Source organism: Sphingorhabdus sp. (assembly GCF_023910635.1).
Classification (GTDB): Bacteria; Pseudomonadota; Alphaproteobacteria; order Sphingomonadales; family Sphingomonadaceae; genus Sphingorhabdus_B.
Genome location: NZ_JAAVVZ010000002.1, coordinates 37,312 through 55,966 on the forward strand (window position 1 = coordinate 37,312; position 18,655 = coordinate 55,966).

Annotated in this window: 17 protein-coding genes, 1 tRNA gene and 1 pseudogene; 3 read left to right on the top strand and 16 right to left on the bottom strand. The window is 55.7% G+C overall.

Annotated elements, in window-relative coordinates:
- Positions 1 to 96: 96 nt before the first annotated feature.
- The 6 genes from HEQ34_RS00590 to HEQ34_RS00615 form a co-directional block, all read right to left on the bottom strand.
- Positions 97 to 1,479: an amino acid permease gene (locus HEQ34_RS00590; protein ID WP_296196018.1), complete on the bottom strand. Its 1,383-nt coding sequence runs from the start codon at positions 1,477 to 1,479 to the stop codon at positions 97 to 99.
- Between the two features lie 142 nt (positions 1,480 to 1,621).
- Positions 1,622 to 3,685 (bottom strand): S9 family peptidase, encoded by a 2,064-nt coding sequence (locus HEQ34_RS00595; protein ID WP_296196021.1) that lies wholly within the window; start codon positions 3,683 to 3,685, stop codon positions 1,622 to 1,624.
- A 64-nt stretch (positions 3,686 to 3,749) separates the two neighbouring features.
- A complete protein-coding gene (locus HEQ34_RS00600; protein ID WP_296196023.1) occupies positions 3,750 to 5,060 on the bottom strand; it encodes an amidohydrolase family protein in 1,311 nt (436 codons plus the stop codon).
- Complete coding sequence (locus HEQ34_RS00605; RefSeq protein ID WP_296196025.1) at positions 5,057 to 5,473, bottom strand: DUF2497 domain-containing protein; 417 nt, start codon at positions 5,471 to 5,473, stop codon at positions 5,057 to 5,059. The genes HEQ34_RS00600 and HEQ34_RS00605 overlap by 4 nt, the downstream gene beginning before the upstream one ends.
- Positions 5,474 to 5,493: 20 nt before the next feature.
- Positions 5,494 to 6,960, bottom strand: a complete 1,467-nt coding sequence (locus HEQ34_RS00610; RefSeq protein WP_296196029.1) for a TolC family outer membrane protein — start codon at positions 6,958 to 6,960, stop codon at positions 5,494 to 5,496.
- Positions 6,957 to 7,541: a protein-L-isoaspartate O-methyltransferase gene (locus HEQ34_RS00615; RefSeq protein ID WP_296196034.1), complete on the bottom strand. Its 585-nt coding sequence runs from the start codon at positions 7,539 to 7,541 to the stop codon at positions 6,957 to 6,959. The genes HEQ34_RS00610 and HEQ34_RS00615 overlap by 4 nt, the downstream gene beginning before the upstream one ends.
- A 273-nt stretch (positions 7,542 to 7,814) precedes the next feature.
- Here HEQ34_RS00615 and HEQ34_RS00620 point away from each other — a divergent pair.
- Positions 7,815 to 7,888 (top strand) — tRNA-Cys (locus HEQ34_RS00620).
- 38 nt (positions 7,889 to 7,926) lie between these two features.
- Here HEQ34_RS00620 and HEQ34_RS00625 read toward each other — a convergent pair.
- Positions 7,927 to 8,633 (bottom strand): annotated as a pseudogene (locus tag HEQ34_RS00625) (IS5 family transposase).
- A 727-nt stretch (positions 8,634 to 9,360) separates the two neighbouring features.
- Positions 9,361 to 10,236, bottom strand: coding sequence for an alpha/beta hydrolase (locus HEQ34_RS00630; protein ID WP_296196037.1), 876 nt, complete (start codon positions 10,234 to 10,236; stop codon positions 9,361 to 9,363).
- A 73-nt stretch (positions 10,237 to 10,309) separates the two neighbouring features.
- Here HEQ34_RS00630 and HEQ34_RS00635 point away from each other — a divergent pair, with 73 nt between their 5' ends.
- Positions 10,310 to 10,849: a TetR/AcrR family transcriptional regulator gene (locus HEQ34_RS00635; RefSeq protein ID WP_296196039.1), complete on the top strand. Its 540-nt coding sequence runs from the start codon at positions 10,310 to 10,312 to the stop codon at positions 10,847 to 10,849.
- A gap of 254 nt (positions 10,850 to 11,103) precedes the next feature.
- Here the strand turns inward: HEQ34_RS00635 and HEQ34_RS00640 are convergent, their stop codons facing one another.
- The 3 genes from HEQ34_RS00640 to HEQ34_RS00650 form a co-directional block, all read right to left on the bottom strand.
- Positions 11,104 to 11,844: a methyltransferase gene (locus HEQ34_RS00640; RefSeq protein ID WP_296196041.1), complete on the bottom strand. Its 741-nt coding sequence runs from the start codon at positions 11,842 to 11,844 to the stop codon at positions 11,104 to 11,106.
- 46 nt (positions 11,845 to 11,890) lie between these two features.
- On the bottom strand, positions 11,891 to 12,259 hold the full coding sequence (locus tag HEQ34_RS00645; protein ID WP_296196043.1) for a DoxX family protein: 369 nt from the start codon (positions 12,257 to 12,259) through the stop codon (positions 11,891 to 11,893).
- Positions 12,260 to 12,555: 296 nt separating this feature from the next.
- Positions 12,556 to 12,960 (bottom strand): beta-galactosidase, encoded by a 405-nt coding sequence (locus tag HEQ34_RS00650; protein WP_296196045.1) that lies wholly within the window; start codon positions 12,958 to 12,960, stop codon positions 12,556 to 12,558.
- A 97-nt stretch (positions 12,961 to 13,057) separates the two neighbouring features.
- Here HEQ34_RS00650 and HEQ34_RS00655 point away from each other — a divergent pair, with 97 nt between their 5' ends.
- A complete protein-coding gene (locus tag HEQ34_RS00655; protein WP_296196047.1) occupies positions 13,058 to 13,729 on the top strand; it encodes a TetR/AcrR family transcriptional regulator in 672 nt (223 codons plus the stop codon).
- Positions 13,730 to 13,755: 26 nt separating this feature from the next.
- Here the strand turns inward: HEQ34_RS00655 and HEQ34_RS00660 are convergent, their stop codons facing one another.
- Genes HEQ34_RS00660 through HEQ34_RS00680 form a run of 5 tightly spaced genes read right to left on the bottom strand, consistent with a single transcriptional unit; the run spans position 13,756 to position 18,567 of the window.
- Entirely contained in the window at positions 13,756 to 14,493 is a 738-nt protein-coding gene (locus HEQ34_RS00660; protein WP_296196050.1) for a Coq4 family protein, read from the bottom strand.
- A gap of 18 nt (positions 14,494 to 14,511) precedes the next feature.
- Entirely contained in the window at positions 14,512 to 15,276 is a 765-nt protein-coding gene (locus HEQ34_RS00665) for an SDR family oxidoreductase (RefSeq protein WP_296196053.1), read from the bottom strand.
- On the bottom strand, positions 15,273 to 16,214 hold the full coding sequence (locus HEQ34_RS00670; RefSeq protein WP_296196056.1) for an alpha/beta hydrolase: 942 nt from the start codon (positions 16,212 to 16,214) through the stop codon (positions 15,273 to 15,275). The genes HEQ34_RS00665 and HEQ34_RS00670 overlap by 4 nt, the downstream gene beginning before the upstream one ends.
- Before the next feature lie 5 nt (positions 16,215 to 16,219).
- Positions 16,220 to 17,200, bottom strand: a complete 981-nt coding sequence (locus HEQ34_RS00675) for a VOC family protein (RefSeq protein ID WP_296196059.1) — start codon at positions 17,198 to 17,200, stop codon at positions 16,220 to 16,222.
- A complete protein-coding gene (locus HEQ34_RS00680; protein ID WP_366934829.1) occupies positions 17,197 to 18,567 on the bottom strand; it encodes an MFS transporter in 1,371 nt (456 codons plus the stop codon). Before HEQ34_RS00680 ends, HEQ34_RS00675 begins: the two co-directional genes overlap by 4 nt.
- Between the last annotated feature and the right edge of the window lie 88 nt (positions 18,568 to 18,655).

Below are 18,655 nucleotides of genomic sequence, written 5' to 3' on the forward strand. Positions count from 1 at the left end.
CAGCGCGTGGGCAATTGGGCAAGGATTTCGCGGCGTGTCGGTGGCTTATCCTGTGGGTGTGAGAAGCTTTGCGTGCTAATATTCTCACCTACAGCGTTAGGTTACCCGCCGCCGGAAAACGAAAAATGCCGCCGCGAAGCCGCCCGCTACGAGCAGGCTCAACCACAATTCCTTCGACGCTGACGGATCAAGGCCCTTTGCGACCAAGATCACCAACATCGCCGCCATCGCGACAAATGTGCCATAGGGGTGGAACCACATTTTGATTTGTAGTCGGCTGGGGTCCTCCGCCTCATATTTACGGCGCAGCTTTAGCTGTGCGGCGGATGTCATGAGGTACAGCAAAAGCATGGTCACGCCGCAGCTATTGATCAGGAAACTGAATACCACATCGCGCGACACCGCGTCGGCGGCGAGCGCGACATAGCTGAACAGGCTGGCGATCAGGATGGCGCGCGCGGGCACTTTGCGGTGGTTGACCTGCACCAACCATAAAGGCGCGTCCTTATGCTTGGCCAGGCCGAACAACGCACGCGAGGTGACATATAGGCCGGAGTTCAAGCACGATAGCACTGCGACCAAAACCACCGCCTCCATAATCAACTGACCCGCTGGCAATCCCATATAGGCAAGCGTGGTGGCAAAGGGCGACACCTTGGGCACGATCTCGGTCCATGGCACCACAGACACGATGAGGAAGATGGAGAGCACGTAAAAGATAAGGATGCGCAAAGTGACCGATACGGTCATGCGGCCAATGACCTTCGAAGGCTCTTCGGATTCGGCCGCTGCGATGGTGGCGATTTCGGCCCCAACAAGGCTGAATATGGTCGAGGTTGCTGCCGCCAGCACGACGCCCCAGCCATTGGGGACAAAGCCGTCATGCGCCGTCAAATTCCCAAAGGTCGAGCCGCCGCCTGAGGTTAGGCCAAAGGCCCATGCGGCGCAGACCAGAATGAACACGATGATCGCGGCGACCTTGATAGACGAAAACCAGAATTCAAATTCACCATATGCCCGCGCCGACATCAGGTTTACTGCGGTCAAAATCGCCATCAGTGCAATGCCGATGCCAAGCTCAGGCACGGCAGGGAACCATCCATGCAGAATTTGCGCGCCAGCAATCGCCTCAATCGCGACAACGACAACCCAGAAATACCAATATAGCCAGCCGGACAAAAATCCCGCCAAATGGCCAAGGCCAGCACGGGCGAAGTCAGGGAAGGTCTGCACCCCGTCAACGGCTATCGCCATTTCGGACAGCATGCGCATGACCAGCAAAATGATGAACCCTGCAATGGCAAAAGAGAAGACGGCGGCGGGGCCAGCCTGGCTGATCGTGGTAGAAGAACCAACGAACAGCCCGGCACCAATAATGCCGCCAATCGCGATCATCGAGACATGGCGCGACTTCAAACTGCGCGACAGTTCCGCCCCGCCCGTGATTTCGGTCGCCACATTATGCGCAATATCGGTCATATTTTTCCCCCAAATACTTCGTCTGTACTCTATAAATTTTGCCACCCCCGACTTGATCGGGGGGTCCATGGCCTGAACCTTCCGCTTGCGCTGACTGATCAGACCATGGATTCCCGCTTTCGCGGGAATGACAAAATTGGACTTATTTACCCTTCAAATATTTGCCGACCCAATCAAACACCGTCCGGTGCCATTGGATTGAATTTTTTGGTTTCAACACCCAGTGATTTTCATCCGGAAATACGAGCAATTTCGATTCCACGCCCTGCTGCTGCAACGCGGTAAAGGCGGCCAGCGACTGCGCATAAGGGATGCGATAATCCTTCTCGCCATGGATCACCAAAGTTGGCGTCTTCCATTTGGCGACATGGTTGACCGGGTTCCATTTCTCCGCATCACTGCGCGTGGTCCATGGGCCTCCATTGTCCCATTGGTCGAACCATAATTCTTCGGTTTCATAGGCCATAGCGCGCAGGTCAAAGATACCGGCATGGTTGACAAGGCATTTGAAACGGTCGGGCCAGTTGCCCGAAATCCAGTTCATCATATAGCCGCCATAAGAGCCGCCCAATGCGCAGGCGTTGGCGGTATCGAGCTGCATATCGATCTTGCCGACCGCATCCATGCCCTTTTGCAAATCTTCGAGCGGCCAGCCGCCCCAGTTTTTGTTGATGCTGTCGGTGAATTTTTGACCGTAACCTGTGCTCCCGTGAAAATCGATGCTGACCACGGCATAGCCTTGTGACGCCATGACCGCCGGGTTCCATCTGTAGGACCAAGCATTGTTAAACGTCCCCTGCGGCCCGCCATGGACAAGTAACAGGACGGGCAGCTTGCCCGTTGTGCCCTGCGGCTTTACGATCTGTCCATAAACTTGGTCGCCATTGGCCCCGGCGAAATTGAACATTTGGTAATTGACCGGATTAAGCGTGGCGAGCGCATCGGCGTTAACATTTGTCAACCGGGTCGTTCTGCCTTTGTTATCCATATGGACAAGGTCGGACGGCCCGGCGATGCTGTTGATCGCATAGACCACGCCACCATTTTTGAGCGGCACGGCCTCCGCGATGTTGCCGCGCTCCGTCAGGCGCGTGACTTTGCCTTTCAGGTCGACGCGGAAAAGCGGGGTTTCCAAAACATCCTGCGCGGTAACGAGAAGGCTTTTGCTGTCGGCGGCCCATGCAAGCGAGCCGACCGAACGGTCCCATGCGTCGGTGAGCGCGGTAACCTTGCCGCTTTTCAAATCCATCAGCTTCACGACCAGCCGGTCAGCCTCATAGGTCGCACGCGCCATAGATGTCCATGCCAGATATTTGCCATCGGGGGATGCGGCAGGTGTGGTGTCCATACCGGCGTTGTCGGCGGTCAGATTGACTGGAGCGGCGGCACGCAGCGCCGAACGATAGATATCAAGATTGGTGGATTTGGCTTCATCGGCGTCGGCAAGACGCAAGGTGAATAGCACGGCGCTGCTGTCCGCGCTCCAGCTAATCTCCTCGCCGCCGCCAAAGGGCTTTGACGGCGCGTCACCGACAAGTTCGCCGTCCATTGCCTTGCCGAGTGTGCTCAGCTTGCCATCGGCCCCCAGCGCAACCGTAAAGACGCGGCTATAATTGCCCGGCGTTTCCCATTGGTCCCAATGGCGGACCATTAACTGATCATATTCGCGGCCGGTGCCGGGGCCAGGTTTTGACGTGTCGCCATCTGTGTCGCAGCCAAATTCCATGCAATCGCGGGCAATGTCGCCCCACACGGCAAATGTCTGCCCATCGGGGGAGATTTTGAAACCGCTGACATCGGCCTTGAAATTGCTCACTTGTATGGTGGTCGTGGTAGCAATGTCGTAGCGCCAAATTTGGTCCGCCCCGCTTTGGTTGCTGATATAATATATGCTTTTGCCGTCGGGCGCGAAAGCGGGATCATGCTCATTTTTGTCAGGCTTTGACGCAAACATCACCGGCTGCGCGCCAGCGGTGGCGAGTTTCAGCATATACAGATCCGTCTTGCCTTTATTCGCCGCCAAATCGGTCTCACGCAATTGATAGGCGATCATATTGCCGTCGGGCGATGCCGTAACAGCCGACAGCCGTTTCATCATCACGAGATCGGTTTCAGTCATGGGCCGGGCCATGGCGTCTGAGGAGAGGATGCCAAGCGAGATGGCAGACGTGCCCAAAAGGGCGGCAAGCAAGAAGAGTTTTTTCATGCGCCGCACGCTAGTCAGCGCACAGCGGGCAAGCAAGAAGATTACAGCGGCAAGCGCATGGGATTTAGCGGACGGTATTTCCACCCTTCATAACATGCGCAACATTTTCCAGTGCCGTGATATCGTTCAACGGGTTGCCCGCAACCGCCACAAGATCGGCAAAGCGCCCCGGCGCGATGCTGCCGAGTTCGTCGTCCTTACCCAATAACTCTGCCGCGCGGATTGTTGCGCTTTGGATCGCCTGCATCGGGGTCATGCCGTAGCGGACCATATAGGCAAATTGCTTGGCGTTTTGCCCGTGCGGATAGACACCGCTGTCCGTGCCATAAGCAAGCTTCACGCCCATTTTGACGGCCTTAGTAAAGCCGATACGCTGCACATCGGTGGTCTCGCGGTTTTTGCGGAGATATTCTTCAGGCCATTTCTCGCGCGTCCCTATGTCGTCAATATAATCGCCATTATAAATATCCATCACCAGCCAACTGCCGCTGGCTTTCGCCATGGCCAGCGCTTCATCATCAATCAGGCTGGCATGTTCGATGGAACGGACGCCAGCGCGGATCGCGTTTTTAATGCCAACTGCGCCATGGGCATGTGCGGTGACGAATTTGCCCTTTGCCTGTGCGGTTTGCACGACCGCGCGCAGTTGCGCTTCGGTAAGCTCCGGCTCACCAGGTTCCGTGCCGATGGCAAGCACCGCGCCGGTGGCGATGGTTTTTATAAAGTCAGCGCCTTGTTCGATGAGGAACGCAGTCTTCGTTGCGGCTTCTTGCGGCGTGCTGGCAATGCCAAGCCGCATGTCAGCAGGCAGTTCTTCATTGGGCACCACACCGTTCAATTCACCGCCACCCTTGGGCAGGGTGATATAGGCACCGGCAACGAACATGCGTGGCCCCGGAACATGCCCGTCGTTGATCGCATCACGCAACGCGATATCGGTTAACCCGCGATAGGTGCCGACATCGCGGACCGTGGTGAAACCAGCCTCTAACGTCAGCCGGGCATTATGCGCGCCAATCAAGGCAGTTGCCGCAGGCGACGTTTTGATGGGCAGCGCAAGGTCCGCGCTCTGTCCTGCGTCCGCCAAATGGGTGTGCAGGTCAATCAAGCCGGGAAGAACGGTGAAAGCGGACCAGTCGATATGTGCCTTGCCCGGCATCCGCGCCAGGAAAGCAGCTCTTGTGCAAGGAGCAATCTCGCTGATCTTGGCTTCGTCAATAAAGATACATTGATCATGCAGAACCGTGCCAGCAGTTACATCGACTATCTTGCCAGCCCGAACGATTGTCGGAAATTCAGGTAACAGGATATCGGCCTTTCCGGCTGAAGCGAAAAAAAGCGCAGTGCAACCGAACAATGCTGCCCGGCGCTTCATCCCTTTTTGGTGATGCGCGTGATTTCGCGTTCGACCATCGCTTCGACGATGGGTGGCAAATGGGTGTCGAGCCAATCTTTCAGCATGGGCCGAAGCAGATCGCGCGTCAGCCCTTCAAGCGACGTTTCGCCTGACCGAACAATCTGCGGTGCTGCGCCAGGCTCGGCCAAGGTCTGCAGCGCGGAAAAGCTGTGACGCAGGCTCTGCGCCTTGTTGTTGTCCAGCAGCACTTCGCCAACGCCTGCATTTTGATCTGCGTCGGTTAGCTCAAGGACTTCGTCGTGCGCGACATCCGGCACGGCAGGCTTCGCTGCGCGCTTGGTGGCGGGGCGGTTGCTGTCATCTTCAGCGATGATGCGCTTGATCGAGGATAAGATTTCATCCATCGAAGGTTCGTTCCGGCCATCAGCCATATTTTCAGCCCTTGCGTAAATTACCGGCTTCTTCCGTCGGTAACAATTGGCTCTATCTCTGCCTTTTGCGCAGCCGTGTCAACGGTCCGGGTTGATTTGGCCACTGGGTCCGGCTGTGATGACCAGTCGTTCCACGCGCCGTCAACCTTTTGATAGTCCGCGACGGGATCGTATAATGCGCCGCCTTCAAGGCCCAAATCACGCGCTTCGGCCTTGCCCATTGCGGCCAACAAAGTGAAGCCGGCGACATAAGCGTTGCGGCGTGCGGTGACGAGCTGAACCTTGCTGTTCAGCAATTCTTGCTCTGCGTTCAATATGTCCAATATGGTGCGGTTACCAACGCCATTTTCGGCGCGCGTCCCTTCGAGCGATAATTCATTTGCCGACACGGCACGTTCGGAGGCGGCGATGACATCCAGCGCTGCTCGCCAGCTCGCGTAAGAGGCACGGGTCTGGGCAATCACTTCACGCTCGGCAGCGATTTCGAGTTCCTGCGCTTGGCCAAGCCGCGCTTGCGCCTGACGAATTTGCGCGGCGGGCTGCCCACCTTGATACAAGGGTAAGGTCGCACGGACGCCCGCTTGTGCATTTAACGTGCTGTTGTCCGCCACGAAGCCCGGAATATTCGATGAGATCGAATTCAAAGCGTTGGAGTAAGATTGGGACGTAAAGACGCTTATTGTGGGCAGACGCGATGCATTTGCCGCACGGCGGTCAAAACGGGCGGCCTCACGGCTTTCGCGCGCCGCGATCAAATCCGGGTTGCTGTCCAATGCCACGGTCACTGCGCTATCTGGCGTTAATGGCAAATTGGGCAAGGGCGGCGGCGCCTGCAGCTGCCCGGGTTCGCGCCCGACCAACTGGATATAAATCTCTTTAGAACGGATCAGATTGGCGCGCGCAGTTTCCATATTGCTGGTCGCCAGCGCAAGTCGTGCCTCGGACTGGGCAACATCGGTGCGGGTCAAGTCCCCGATTTCGAAACGGTCACGCGTGGCATCCAGATTGACCGACAGAACGCCAACCTGCGCGCGGTTCAAATCGACAATCGATTCATCGCGAATGACATCCATATATGCGCCGACCACCGCCGAGAAGATGGCGCTTTCGGTGCCACGCAGATTGGCAAAGCCGGCCTCAACCCGGTTTTCCGCCGCGCGCACCGCATTTTTAATGCCGCCGCCTGCATATAAGGGCGCTGAAATCGTGCCGTTGATGCTGATGCTGCGGGCCTGAGCCACGGATCCGCCATTTTCCTGAAGGACATTTTCGACATAGCTTGGCTGGACCGTGATATCAGGACGGCCATTGGCCTTGGCCAAAGGAACGGCTTCGTTGGTTGCGCGCTGTCCCTGACGTGCTGCGCTTAGGTTGGGGTTGGTTTCATAAGCGGACACCAAGGCGTCACGCAAAGTGTCCGCGCTGGCAGGCGCGGCCAATCCGGTAGATGCCAGCAAAGCGGCTAGGAGCAGACGGCGCGCAATCAAAATACGAACTCCGGTTTGCGGGCAAAGGCCGGCAACGGAGCAATCTCGCTATCCGCAAACGATTTCAACGCAATTTTCCCCTTGTGGACAAAGCCCTTGGCCAAGCGCGTTACCGCGCCTTCGATGATACCCGTCACCAATCGCGCGCCATCGGCGGCGATATGCACCAATGCGGTGGGTAACTCTTCTGCCGCGCCGTCAATGATGATCACCGAATATGGAGCCGCCGATTGGGCTGCTGACATATTATTCGCTGTTACAGAAAAGAGAGCGTTGACGCGTGTGCGCAAAATCGCGGCGACATACCCATCAGGCTTGCCAACCAACAAAACATGATCGTCGGCGCGCACATCCGCCGCCTGCAGCAGCAACGCAGTAGAGACGGCAGGGTTGAGGACAGTTCCATCATCCAGCGCAATCGACCGGTCCATATACGCCGTGGATCGATGCGTGAGCGGCACAAAATCCTCACGCGGGATGCTACCCATCGCGGCCAGCACCCATAAGTCGGTTACGCCACTTGTGCGTAGCTGGCTATCCACCATGGACCGCCGCATCTCTTCAAAATTCACTGATTCCATCGGAATAATTCCATTAACCTAATGGCCATGTGGCATAACTGTATTGCAAACACAACACAGCCTTTGATTCTGGTTCTAGCCAGCCTTGTCCCTTACGCCAAGCGGGATTCAGACAAACACCCTATTTCGGGATGCAAATAACAACTTTTTCCGCAGCTTGTGGCGCACGGGGCACAAGGCGTCAGATTGCCGGTTGCATTGAATTGGTCAAGCCGCTAAACGCGCGCCTTCACCACATAATGGCATTGCTGATCAGGCAAGTTATTGTTCAGGGGCCCGATGGCGGAGTGGTGACGCAGAGGACTGCAAATCCTTGCACGCCGGTTCGATTCCGGCTCGGGCCTCCAACTATCTTGTGCCTATATCGTTGCTTCTGGTCACTGACCTAGGCCACAGACTCATTATGTCTCAACCAGATCCGGATTGATGCGAGTTGGACAGAGGCGAGATAATTATCGTCTCTTTGATCGTATCGCGTGGCAACTGCTCTGAAATGCTTGAGTTTATTAAAGAAGCGCTCGACGAGGTTGCGTTGCTTATAGAGGAAGTGACTAAATGCCGGTTTGATCACGCGTTGCGGCATGGCGCGGATATTGGCCCTGGCACCGCGCGCCTCCATTTCGGCGCGCAACGCATCGGAGTCATAAGCCCGGTCGGCGAGCAGGATATCCCCTTTGCCGACGGTATCGAACATGTCTGCTGCACTGCGACCATCGGCGGCTTGCCCTTCGGTCAGCTTGAGCATGATCGGCATGCCCATCGCATCGACCAGTGCATGTATCTTGGTGGTCAGGCCGCCACGCGAGTGACCCATGCAACGGGATCGCTGGTCTTTTTTTTACCATTGGCTCCATGTTGATGAACCCGGATCGAAGACGAGTCGATCATCTGGATATTGCCTTCGTAAGCCACGGAAACTGCATCCAATATATGCTTCCACACACCGGCTCTGCGCCAGCGGTTGAACCGGTTCACACAGGTCGTATACGGACCGTATCGCGCCGGAATATCCGCCCAAGGCGCGCCAGTGCGTAACCGCCAGAATATCCCGTTCAAAACCCGCCGATCATCAACCCGCTTCACGCCACGCACCTTGGTCGGCAACAAAGGCTGGATCACCAACCACTCGAAATCTGTCAAATCAAACCGTGCCATCAGCTTCTCCCTTCCAGAAAAAGCATTGAATCAGATATCAATCACTTTGGGAATCCAATTTATGAGTATGTGACCTAGGGTCAGGACCACTTAAATCCACCTTCGCGGTTTGAGGCCATATTGTTCAGTGCAAGGCGGCAAGCGCAGGACTTAGTGGTTCTAAGTCCAAGCTTGCCAACGTGGCAATGGACAATATGGGTCAAATCCGAAGGACGCCAAAATGGCTGCGATCTCAAAGCAAAATGCCCTTGCAGGCAGAATAACTGCCTGCGGCGGACATTTTCCTTCGATATCTTTGCCATTTTGACGCCGCGAAGGCGGATTTAAGTGGTCCTGACCCTGAAGGCCCTTCCCAATTTCTGCGCGTTTCAATCGCGACTGAATTGCGGTGGCAAATGCATTAAGCCCACAATTGATATTCATCGGAGTTTCGTTAACCCGTTATTATTGAACGTGTATTCGTCACGGTTGATCCGGGGGCTTCGCATCATGTTACGCAGCAAGACAAGAGTGGCCGCAAAGCAAAGCTATTTCGGGGATGACGGACGAGTTGGCGTAATCTCGTAATCTGATCTGGGACAGGGCGCCGTGGCGTGGATCAATCGGTTGCTAGGACTGCGGTGGATCGCATATTAGATTTCGAATTCGTGTTTGATGCTGCGTATCACGGCGTAACCTCTCCTACAAAAGAGAGGAACGCCCTATTGAACGCCTCGGGATCTTCGAGAAACGACGAATGACCGCCGCAGAACATTTGCATTTCGCACCTTGGGATCGAAGCTACGGCGGCTTTGCTGCGCGACCAGGCGACGATTTTGTCCTGCTTGGCCCAGGCAAATAGCGTGGGCACGGCTAGCGTCTGAGCGCGCGCGCGCAAGTCGGCATCGGGCTGACGGAAGCTGTCCCAAGCCTGTTTGAGCAGCGGTGCCATGTCGGGACCGGCGGCAACAATGCGCTCGCGCTGAACCGCTGCTGGTTTACCCGGCAGCACCAACCGGTAATAGGCGGCAAAGGTTCGCGGAAACCAGCGTGCACGGCGTTCACCCGCAGCGAAGAACTTGACCATCCCAGCGATCACGGCTTTGGCCAGTGCGTTCAACGGCGCCAGCCCGCCGGGATTGCACAGGACCAATGCTCTGACGCGGCTCGGATGGCGCAGCGCAAACGACAATGCGGCCGCCCCGCCGATCGAATTGCCAAGCAAAATCGGACGGACGTCGCCGCACAAAGCAGGGACCAGCTCCGTAAGCAGTTCGGCATATCGTTCGGCACTGACGCGGCGGCCGGTCGCATCGGGAGGGCTCGCCCCATGCCCAGGCCAGTCGACCACGAACACCGAGTAGCCACTATGCGCCATTGCATCTGCGAACGCGGCATAATCGCGGCCGCCATGGCCAGTTGCGTGGAGGCAGACAATGGGCTCGCCAGCTCCGTATTGCGCAACCGCGACTTTGGTCCCTACGGCGTCATGCAGTGCAAAAGGCTGCTGTACCCCCACCGCACTGCGCATCGATTCTGCTATGATTGATGGCGTGACCATTGACTCTAAGTGATGTACAAATCACTAAGAGTCAATGAGTCGATTTTTCTGACCGGAAGAGTAATGTGAACCTATGACAAAGCGTGGACAAGGCCGAGGAAACCTGATCGAAGCGGCGCAGGCTGAATTTGAAGAGCATGGTTACGATGGTACCAACAGCAATGCCATTGCCAAGCGCGCGGGCTATGCGCCACAGACATTTTACCGGCACTTCGAGGACAAGCGCGCCATCTTTCTTGCCGTCTACCAGCAATGGGCCGCCGTCGAAGTTCGCGATGTGTCAGTCGCAGGAACGCCAGAGGCGATAGCGACCGCGCTGGTTCACCATCACCGGACGCACCGCGTGTTCCGGCAATCCCTGCGTGCCTTGACGATAAGCGATGCCGAGGTGAGCAAAGCGCGTGCGCGCGCACGCCTCGATCAGGTGGCAACCTTAGCCACACGACTGGGTCACTCCGATACTGCCCAATTGCTGGCGGCAATTTTGCAGATCGAACGCTTGTGCGATGCTTTAGTAGATGGCGAGTTCGAGGCCTGCGGGATCAGTGAGGACCGTGTCCGCGATGAGCTGGTGCGCGCGATCCGACATTTGTTTTCGGACAGGACACAATGATACTGCGTAACCAGGGCGCGTCTGTATAACTATTCATGCGCGATGCGTACCTGCACAAGTGCGGTTCACGGCAGTTACCAACTGGATGACGACATCCATCTGCAGAATTGCCGAACGGGCGATATGCCGCATGTCCCGCGTTCGCCCACATAGAGAGTTGGCTTTCGCCTGGCGCAGAGAACCCGGTTCCGGACCAATGTTGTGGTCGCAAAGATCCGGAGGGTATGGCCAAAAGCATCAAACTTGGCGTTCTGCTACATTTTCGGTTTGACGAACCGATAGATGAACTGATCGGTATTGCCGCGAATGGCGGGATCAAAAACGATTTTCGAATGGTCATCCGCTGGGTTGGCAAGTACAGTGCTCTCCCCGGCAAACTCAAATCCGACCGAAGTCACCTCTGCTATGACCAAGGCACCATCAATCCGGTGCAGCGTATCGACGTCGCGCGCACCCGATCCCTTGGCGGCACTGTGATCCACGACGACGTAGGTCCCGCCGGGTTTGAGTGCGGCAAAGACTGCGCGGTTGATGCCGGTAATCGTGTTGGGCGGCAGTTTCGCACTGCGCAGATCGTGGTAATTCTGGGCAGTCCAAACCATGTCGATGCTATTGGGAGCGCCAATATTTCCAAGGCTCCGAACCGCAGGCTCGACGTTTGCGTAAGCTGGTTCGCTTGCGAGGGCTTGGATGACCGCAGCGGTTTCAGGTCGGCGTGCCGCCATTTGATCGGAAACCAAAGCGATCACTTTGCCGTTCGGTCCGACCGCTTGAGCGAAGATGCGCGTAAAATACCCGCCACCTGGCAGAATATCAACGACCGTCTGGCCCGCCTTGATCTTAGCGAATGCAACCATTGCGGATGGGTTGCGGGAAGCGTCGCGCGCAACGTCTTCGGGTGGACGGACGCTATTATTTATTGCAAACGGCGCGGCTGCCGCAACGCAGATGGCCGCTCCGATGATCGCTGCCATGGGTTTTAAAACTCTGTTCATTCGCTTGGTCCTTTTTTGCTAACTGCTAGGTCGTGACCCTAGATTCTTACTTCCCGGTTGCACCGATGCGAGAGTGAGACTGCGCGAGCAGCATCAGACCTCCGGCAATTGCGATATTCTTGAGCATCATCGTGAGCTGCACTTTGTCTGCTAAGTCGCGGTGAAAGAACACCGCGGCGACAAGGGTGAACCCGGCAAGGGCAAAGGCGACCTCACGCAGCCTAAAACCAGCTATCAAAGCAAGCGCAGCGCCGATTTCAAACGCGATGGTTGGCCATACAAGCAAGGGCGGAATGCTGTGTTCGGCCATGTAACGCATCGCCACAGCAGGGGCAGTCAGTTTGCCAACTGCGGAAAGCAGAAACAAAATAGCTATCATTGATCGAGCGGTTACTCCGATGACTTTGTCGTTCATTTTCAATCCCCCAAATTACGCCCCATGTCCGAGCGTGCATCGCTCCTTCGATCCAAAAATAACCGACCAGCTGACCTTCGGCCTTACGGCCAAAGCTTCAGGATCGGCATTTACTTCACCGTTCACCTTTTGTGATATAAAAATCACTTCGAGTCAACCTGCCTTAACGTGCTCTGACCTGATCCCGTCAAATCGGTTCATTTTTTGAGAGAAAATCTTGGAAATTACGGAAATTAAGGTGACCGCGAATTACGGTCGGAACTCCGGTGAAGGTGCATTAAGCCCAAAATTGATATTCATCGGAATTTCGTTAAACCGTTATGATCGAACGTGTTTTCTCCACGGTTGATCCGGGGATGACGCACCTGCCAGCGTAATTCCAAAATAATAGGAACAGCTGCCATGTCAGGCACGGCATTTATCAGCGACTTTGTCGGCGTAGCAGTCGGGGTGCCCAGAATGACCTGGAGACTGGTAGCATGGAGCGTTTCACGTGCTTGGTCGAGCGATGCCCAGGTGAACTGGCCCGGTTCGGGTTCGATCCGGCTCCACGCAAACTGTCCTATTCGCACCTGCGAAAGGCAGGTTTCAGCCATGAGGTGGGCGTCTTTGGTCCGGAGATTTGCCAGCCAATGTTCGGGATAGTAACACACGCCTAACTTCATAGTCGGCGGATTGAGCGATTGCGTTGAAACTGACATATATCTAGCCTTGCTCTTCGCGCCGGTGGCGGGCAAACCATCTAGCGGAGATACCTAAAGATATGGGTTCCCACCGTCCGGTTTTCCGGGCGCGAAAATGAGTAAAGGTTACAACGTGATATCAGACGCCACAGAAAGTGCTCTGCCGAAGTCTCAGAAACGGGTCCGTCTCGCTCCAAGCGAACGGCAGGCCCTTATCCTTGATCATGTTGCCGAGATTGTGGCTCGGGAAGGTGTTTCGGCCTTGTCGATGGATCGCATTGGACGTGAGGCGGGCATTAGCAAGTCGCTGGTCTACAATTATTTTCCTAATATCACTGAGTTGCTGAGACTTCTTCTGCAACGTGAATGGCGACGCTTGCGGCGACAACAGGTCGAGGCCGCGCAAAAAGCTAATACTTTCGAGGATTTGGTTCGTTCGGTTACCCATGTTTACCTCAAATATATTGATGAGCGGGGTATGTTGATCGAACGATTGCAAGCCGAACCCTCAGTTTCCGCTATTCACGACCCCACAGAGTTCGGTCGAGACACCGCCGTTAGCTATCTGGCCGAAATTGTGAGCGAACATTTCGATTTGCCTCCCGATATCGCCAGAGCAGCAACAGACATCAGCTTTGGTTTACCGGCCGCTGCGGGTGCATATTTGTTGCAACGCAAGCTCAGTCGAGAGGCGCTTGAAGACTTAACCGTCACCATGATCCTAGGGACGCTAAATGAGATCAAGCGTGAGCATACAAATCGGCACCAGCCGATCCGGCGTAAGTAACCGGCGTCAATCTGCGCTTTCAACTGCTACTTAAGCAGCTCGGGCGTGCGCTCGGGCCGCGTGTCCGCGTGCGCAACGGCATCGCGCTGCAACCCAAATTCGGCGCGAATGTCATCCAAGGGTTCACCGAGACGATGCTCAAACTTCACGAACTGGACGCTGCGGGCGTGCCGGCCAAGGGCCCAACCATCGGTGATTGCATCCATCCCCGGCTTGATTAGGTAGGGATCGACCAACGTCATATGACTGGTCACAACGGCAATCCACATGGCAGCATAAGGATAGTCCATCTGGGCCAGTTGGAATGCCTGAATTGCAAGCTCACCCAGTGGTGTAGCCGGATAGCCGGTCAGGACATGATGAAGATCATGTGTCTGAAAGCCACGTAACACCTTATAAGCTAATGCGGGTGGCATGCGATCAATTTTACCGCTTTGCAGCAATTCCTCATGCCTAGCGTGGTAACCAGCCGCCAAATGTTCAACCAGTTTATTGTCGACCATGAAAGCGCGGTAAGCATGGCCCAAAGTGCCTGGACCATAGCTGTCGAGCGAACCAATTCGAAAATCCGGTGCAAGCCATCCTTCCCGAGCCAGCGGTCCATGGTCCGGGTGATCGAGGATCGCTGCTTCGTACTTCGCAATCACGTCAGCCGGAGCTGTTTCCCACCATTCGTTGAACAACCAGTCGATTCCGTAGGTGTAGAAATTGTCGATGCTTTTGAGGAATTTTTCCCCGAAACCGCGTTCGATCTGCGAAACCATGTCAGCCTCCTTTTCGGGTTATTTGGCCAAGGTGCCGCCATCGACCGGAACAAGAGCACCGGTCATGAAAGCAGCGGCATCGCTGACCAGAAACGCGAGGACCTCGGCCACTTCCTCTGGCGTGCCATAACGCGCCATGGGGATACCCTGTGCCAGTTGCGGCCGGGCCGCCTCTGGGTTGTCGGGCGAAAGGCGGCGCTCGAGTTGAAACATCATTTCGGTTGCCGTCGGACTGGGGCAGATCGCCAGCACACGCACCCCGTGCGGCGCCAGCGCAATGGCAGCGGACTTGGTCATTCCGTTCACCGCATGCTTGCTGGCAGTGTACCCAAAGATGCTGCCGCTGCCGCCAAAGCCCGACACCGAGGATGTGTTGACGATCACACCGTGGCGATTGGTCAGCATGTGATGGCCGACATACTTTAACCCCAGAAAGACCCCTTTGACGTTCACCGCCATAATCCGGTCAAATTCTTCTTCTGGATAGTCGAGCGCATTGGCTATCGCACCCGATATCCCTGCGTTGTTGAACAGGATATCAACCCGCTCACCCAGCGTGAGTCCAACGTCGATCGCCCGTTGCCAATCGGCAGCATTCACGACATCACCGGCCAGACTGGCAACGCGACCAGCGGACAAGGCAGTGCTAAAATCGGCCTCTGGCCGATCAAACGCGACCACGCTCGCACCGCCGGCGCACAGGCGATGTACGGCGGCAAGGCCTATCCCGCGGGCCGCACCGGTGACGATGGCAACGCGGCCTGCAAGGGTTTGTTCTGTCATGCGGTAACTTCCTTTGAGATCGACCGGATTGGGTGTTGAGCGAGGAATTTAGTGATCAATGCTGCGCAACGTTCAGGGGCATCGCGGTGCGGGACATGTCCAGCCGCGGGCAGTCGCGTGAGGATAGCCTCCGGGCAGGCATGGACGATGGCGTCCGCCATGGCTGGCACAAAAACGGTATCCTGATCGCCCCAGATGATCTGGACGGGGCACTCGATGTGGAATTCATTCAGACAGTCGTTGCCAAATTCTGCATCGGTGTCCGGCACATCAAAAGGCGCTGCACGATACCAAGCCAACATCGCCTGCCACACACCTTTTCGAGTCCAGGCATGCCGATAGGCCGCGATGTCAGCATCATTCAGCAATCCCCGGCGATAAGGTTGCGCCAAGAAACGCGCGATCAAAGCATCGACATTGGCTTCGTTGAACAGTGCATTGGCCTGTGCGGAACGCAGCATGGTGATATATTGGGATGCAAGGCGCTGGTTGGGGTCATTCCAGATCATGCTTTGCAGCACTGCAGGCGGCGGCGCGTTAAAGACGGTAAGGCTGGCTGCTTTATGCGGATGTTTTTCCGCAAAGGCGAACGCCAGAACGCCACCCCAATCATGTCCACATAGATGCACCATCGGCAAATCAAGCGCGTCAATCAAGGCCGCGACATCTTCGATCAAATGCTCAAGCCGGTAGCTTTCAATCTCCGGCGGGCATGAGGTCAAACCATAGCCACGCAGATCCGGCGCAATCAGCCTGAATTCCGGTGCGAGACGTTCTGCAAGGGGGCGCCATGCGGCCGCGTGGTCGGGGAAGCCGTGCAAGAAGAGAATTGGCTCACCGTGCCCCTGCTCCAAATAATGAAAATCCAGTCCATTGGCTTCGACATAGCGGCTCATCGGGGAAGCGGAGGCGACAGCAGAACCCAAGGTGAAGGACATCGAGGTTAGGCCTCTGTAACCGTCGCGGCCAATCCATCGCGATATGCGGTTCGCGCAGCATCGACCTTATGACCATTGGCTTCTTGCAACATTGCAGCGACGGTCAGTTGTTTGTCGGTGCTGGGCTGGAGCACTTCAAAAACATTACCATCAGGATCGCGTCCGAAAAATAGTCTCGCATTTCCAAACGCATGGGGCGGCCCGTGCAACTCGACGCCATGGGCCATCAGCCGAGCATAATCGGCTTCGATATTGTCGCTTTCAAAACATATATGGTTCCAACCTGGCGCTGCCAGATTGCGCCTGTCTCGTGGCAAGGTTGGCGGATGCGCATAGCACCAGAACTCGAGCTCGGCATTGGCGAGCCGCGACCAAGCGCCAGTGAAACATATATCCGAAAGTCCGGCCACATGATCGAATTTAGGACTGGGGCCAAAACTGCCTTGGCGATGAATTTCGATACCGGTCAGCAGCGCATAAAAATCAGTCAGCTTGCTGATATCTGGAGTGACCAGCGCAACGTGCGCAAACCAGGGGCGGTGTACATCCGCCGGTGCCCAAGGTGTTCCCTCAAGTTCCAGAAGATTGCCTTCGGGATCACGGATATAGACATAGCTGTTGCCCGTTCCCAACCCCGCGGGTCGTGCATGCGAAGTTGCGCCAGCGGCAACCAGTCCATCATACAACCGGTCAGAAATTTCGCTTTGCAGGCAAATATGACGGATTCCAGCCGAATAGACCGCCTTATCTTCTGGAATTATTTCAGTTCTGCAGGCATATTCGAACAGTTCCAGACATCCCAAACTACCCTGCAGAAATGCGCCTCGAGCAGAGGCATTATCGAGTTGCAGTATTGCGCGATTGCTAGCGCTGTCTTCTACGTCAAATAGGTAGGAGAGATTATAGGCGTGTTGGCTGGTATAGAAGTCGATTGCGGCATCCAGATTGAGCACAGAAAGTCCGATATGATGCAGCCCTGTGATCACGCTATTCTCTCTCCAGAAGATGCGTCCGCCATTCGTGCATCGATTTCGGCGCGGATGTCGCGATGGCGGGCCTCTGTCAAAGTATAATGCCAAGCCATGTACGCGGCAATCAGCACCAAGACCGCTGGAATAACGCTATAGCTGATCGTCAAGGCTAGCAGCGGTTCGGCTCTACTCTCACCTGCAGACACATAACCGACACTGCCAAGTAACAACAAAGGCAGACCTGAACCGGCGGCATAGCCCATTTTCTGGACCATAGCTGTCACTGCATAAAACAAGCCTTGCTGCCGATCTAGTGTGTCAGCGGTGTCGATATCTGCGGTATCCGCGATCATCGCGTGCGGTAGCATGAGCACGGCACCATAACATGCACCCTTCAAGATGAAGAGGGCGGTAAAGACATACACCCCGCCTTTTGGCACAAAGAACATCAACGCATTGGTTGCCGCCACGATGACGAGCGCCAAGGCAAGGGCGCGGTGTTTTTCGATCCGCTTGGCGAGCCACACCCAACCGGGCACAACGAGCAGCGCTGCGAGGAAATAGAGGAAGTATATGACGCCGATATTGGGAACGCCGACAACATCGCGCGCAAAAAACACGGTGATCGTCTGACGGAAAACTTCGCCCACCGTTGCCACCAGCACCAACACAGTTACCTGCAAGAAAGCGCGGTTGGAACCAAGCATTTTCAACGCCTTGGTTATGCTGAACGGGGCCTTGCGGATTGGAGCTTCAGGCTCTGGAACAAAAAAGAAGGCAAGCGCGGCGCATAGCGGCAGCAAAGTTATGATAACGACGCTTAATGCCGACATGACATCTGCGCTGGTCATTCCAGGCTGCATTTGTACATAGGCAGGGATGAGTGTCGATGTGATCAGGCCGGCGATGCTGAATGCCTGTGAAACCGAACTTATTCGGGTTCGAACATGATAATCTTCTGAAAGCTCCGCCGCCCATGCATGATAGGGTAGCAATAGCATCGTGTAGCCCAGATAAACCAGCGCCACCGCGGCAAGGAAATAGGTGATATCAATACCCGGCGAGGGCCTGAATAGCAGATAGACTCCTGCCATCATCGTCACTGATCCAAAAATCAGCCACACCCGTCTGCGCCCGATTTTGGGGCGCCAGCGATCGGAAATGATTCCGATCATCGGATCAGTTATGAAATCGGATAGTCGTGCCAGGATTAATGAAATCCCGATGAGCTGCAGAGCCAATTGCATCTGCCCAGAATAGAGCGGAGCGAGATATATTGCGATCGGTAGCCCGATCATCCCAAGGGGCAATTGCACAGACCCGAAGGCAAGAATTCGCCACAAGCTTATGTGTTGCTCTTCACGGCCCGATGCTGATGCCACTTATGCCCTCTCCCAAATTTGCCTGTGCAAACCGTTTCTTGACCGGTTTGCGCGATCGTCTCCCTTAAAATCCGATGGTATACCGGGT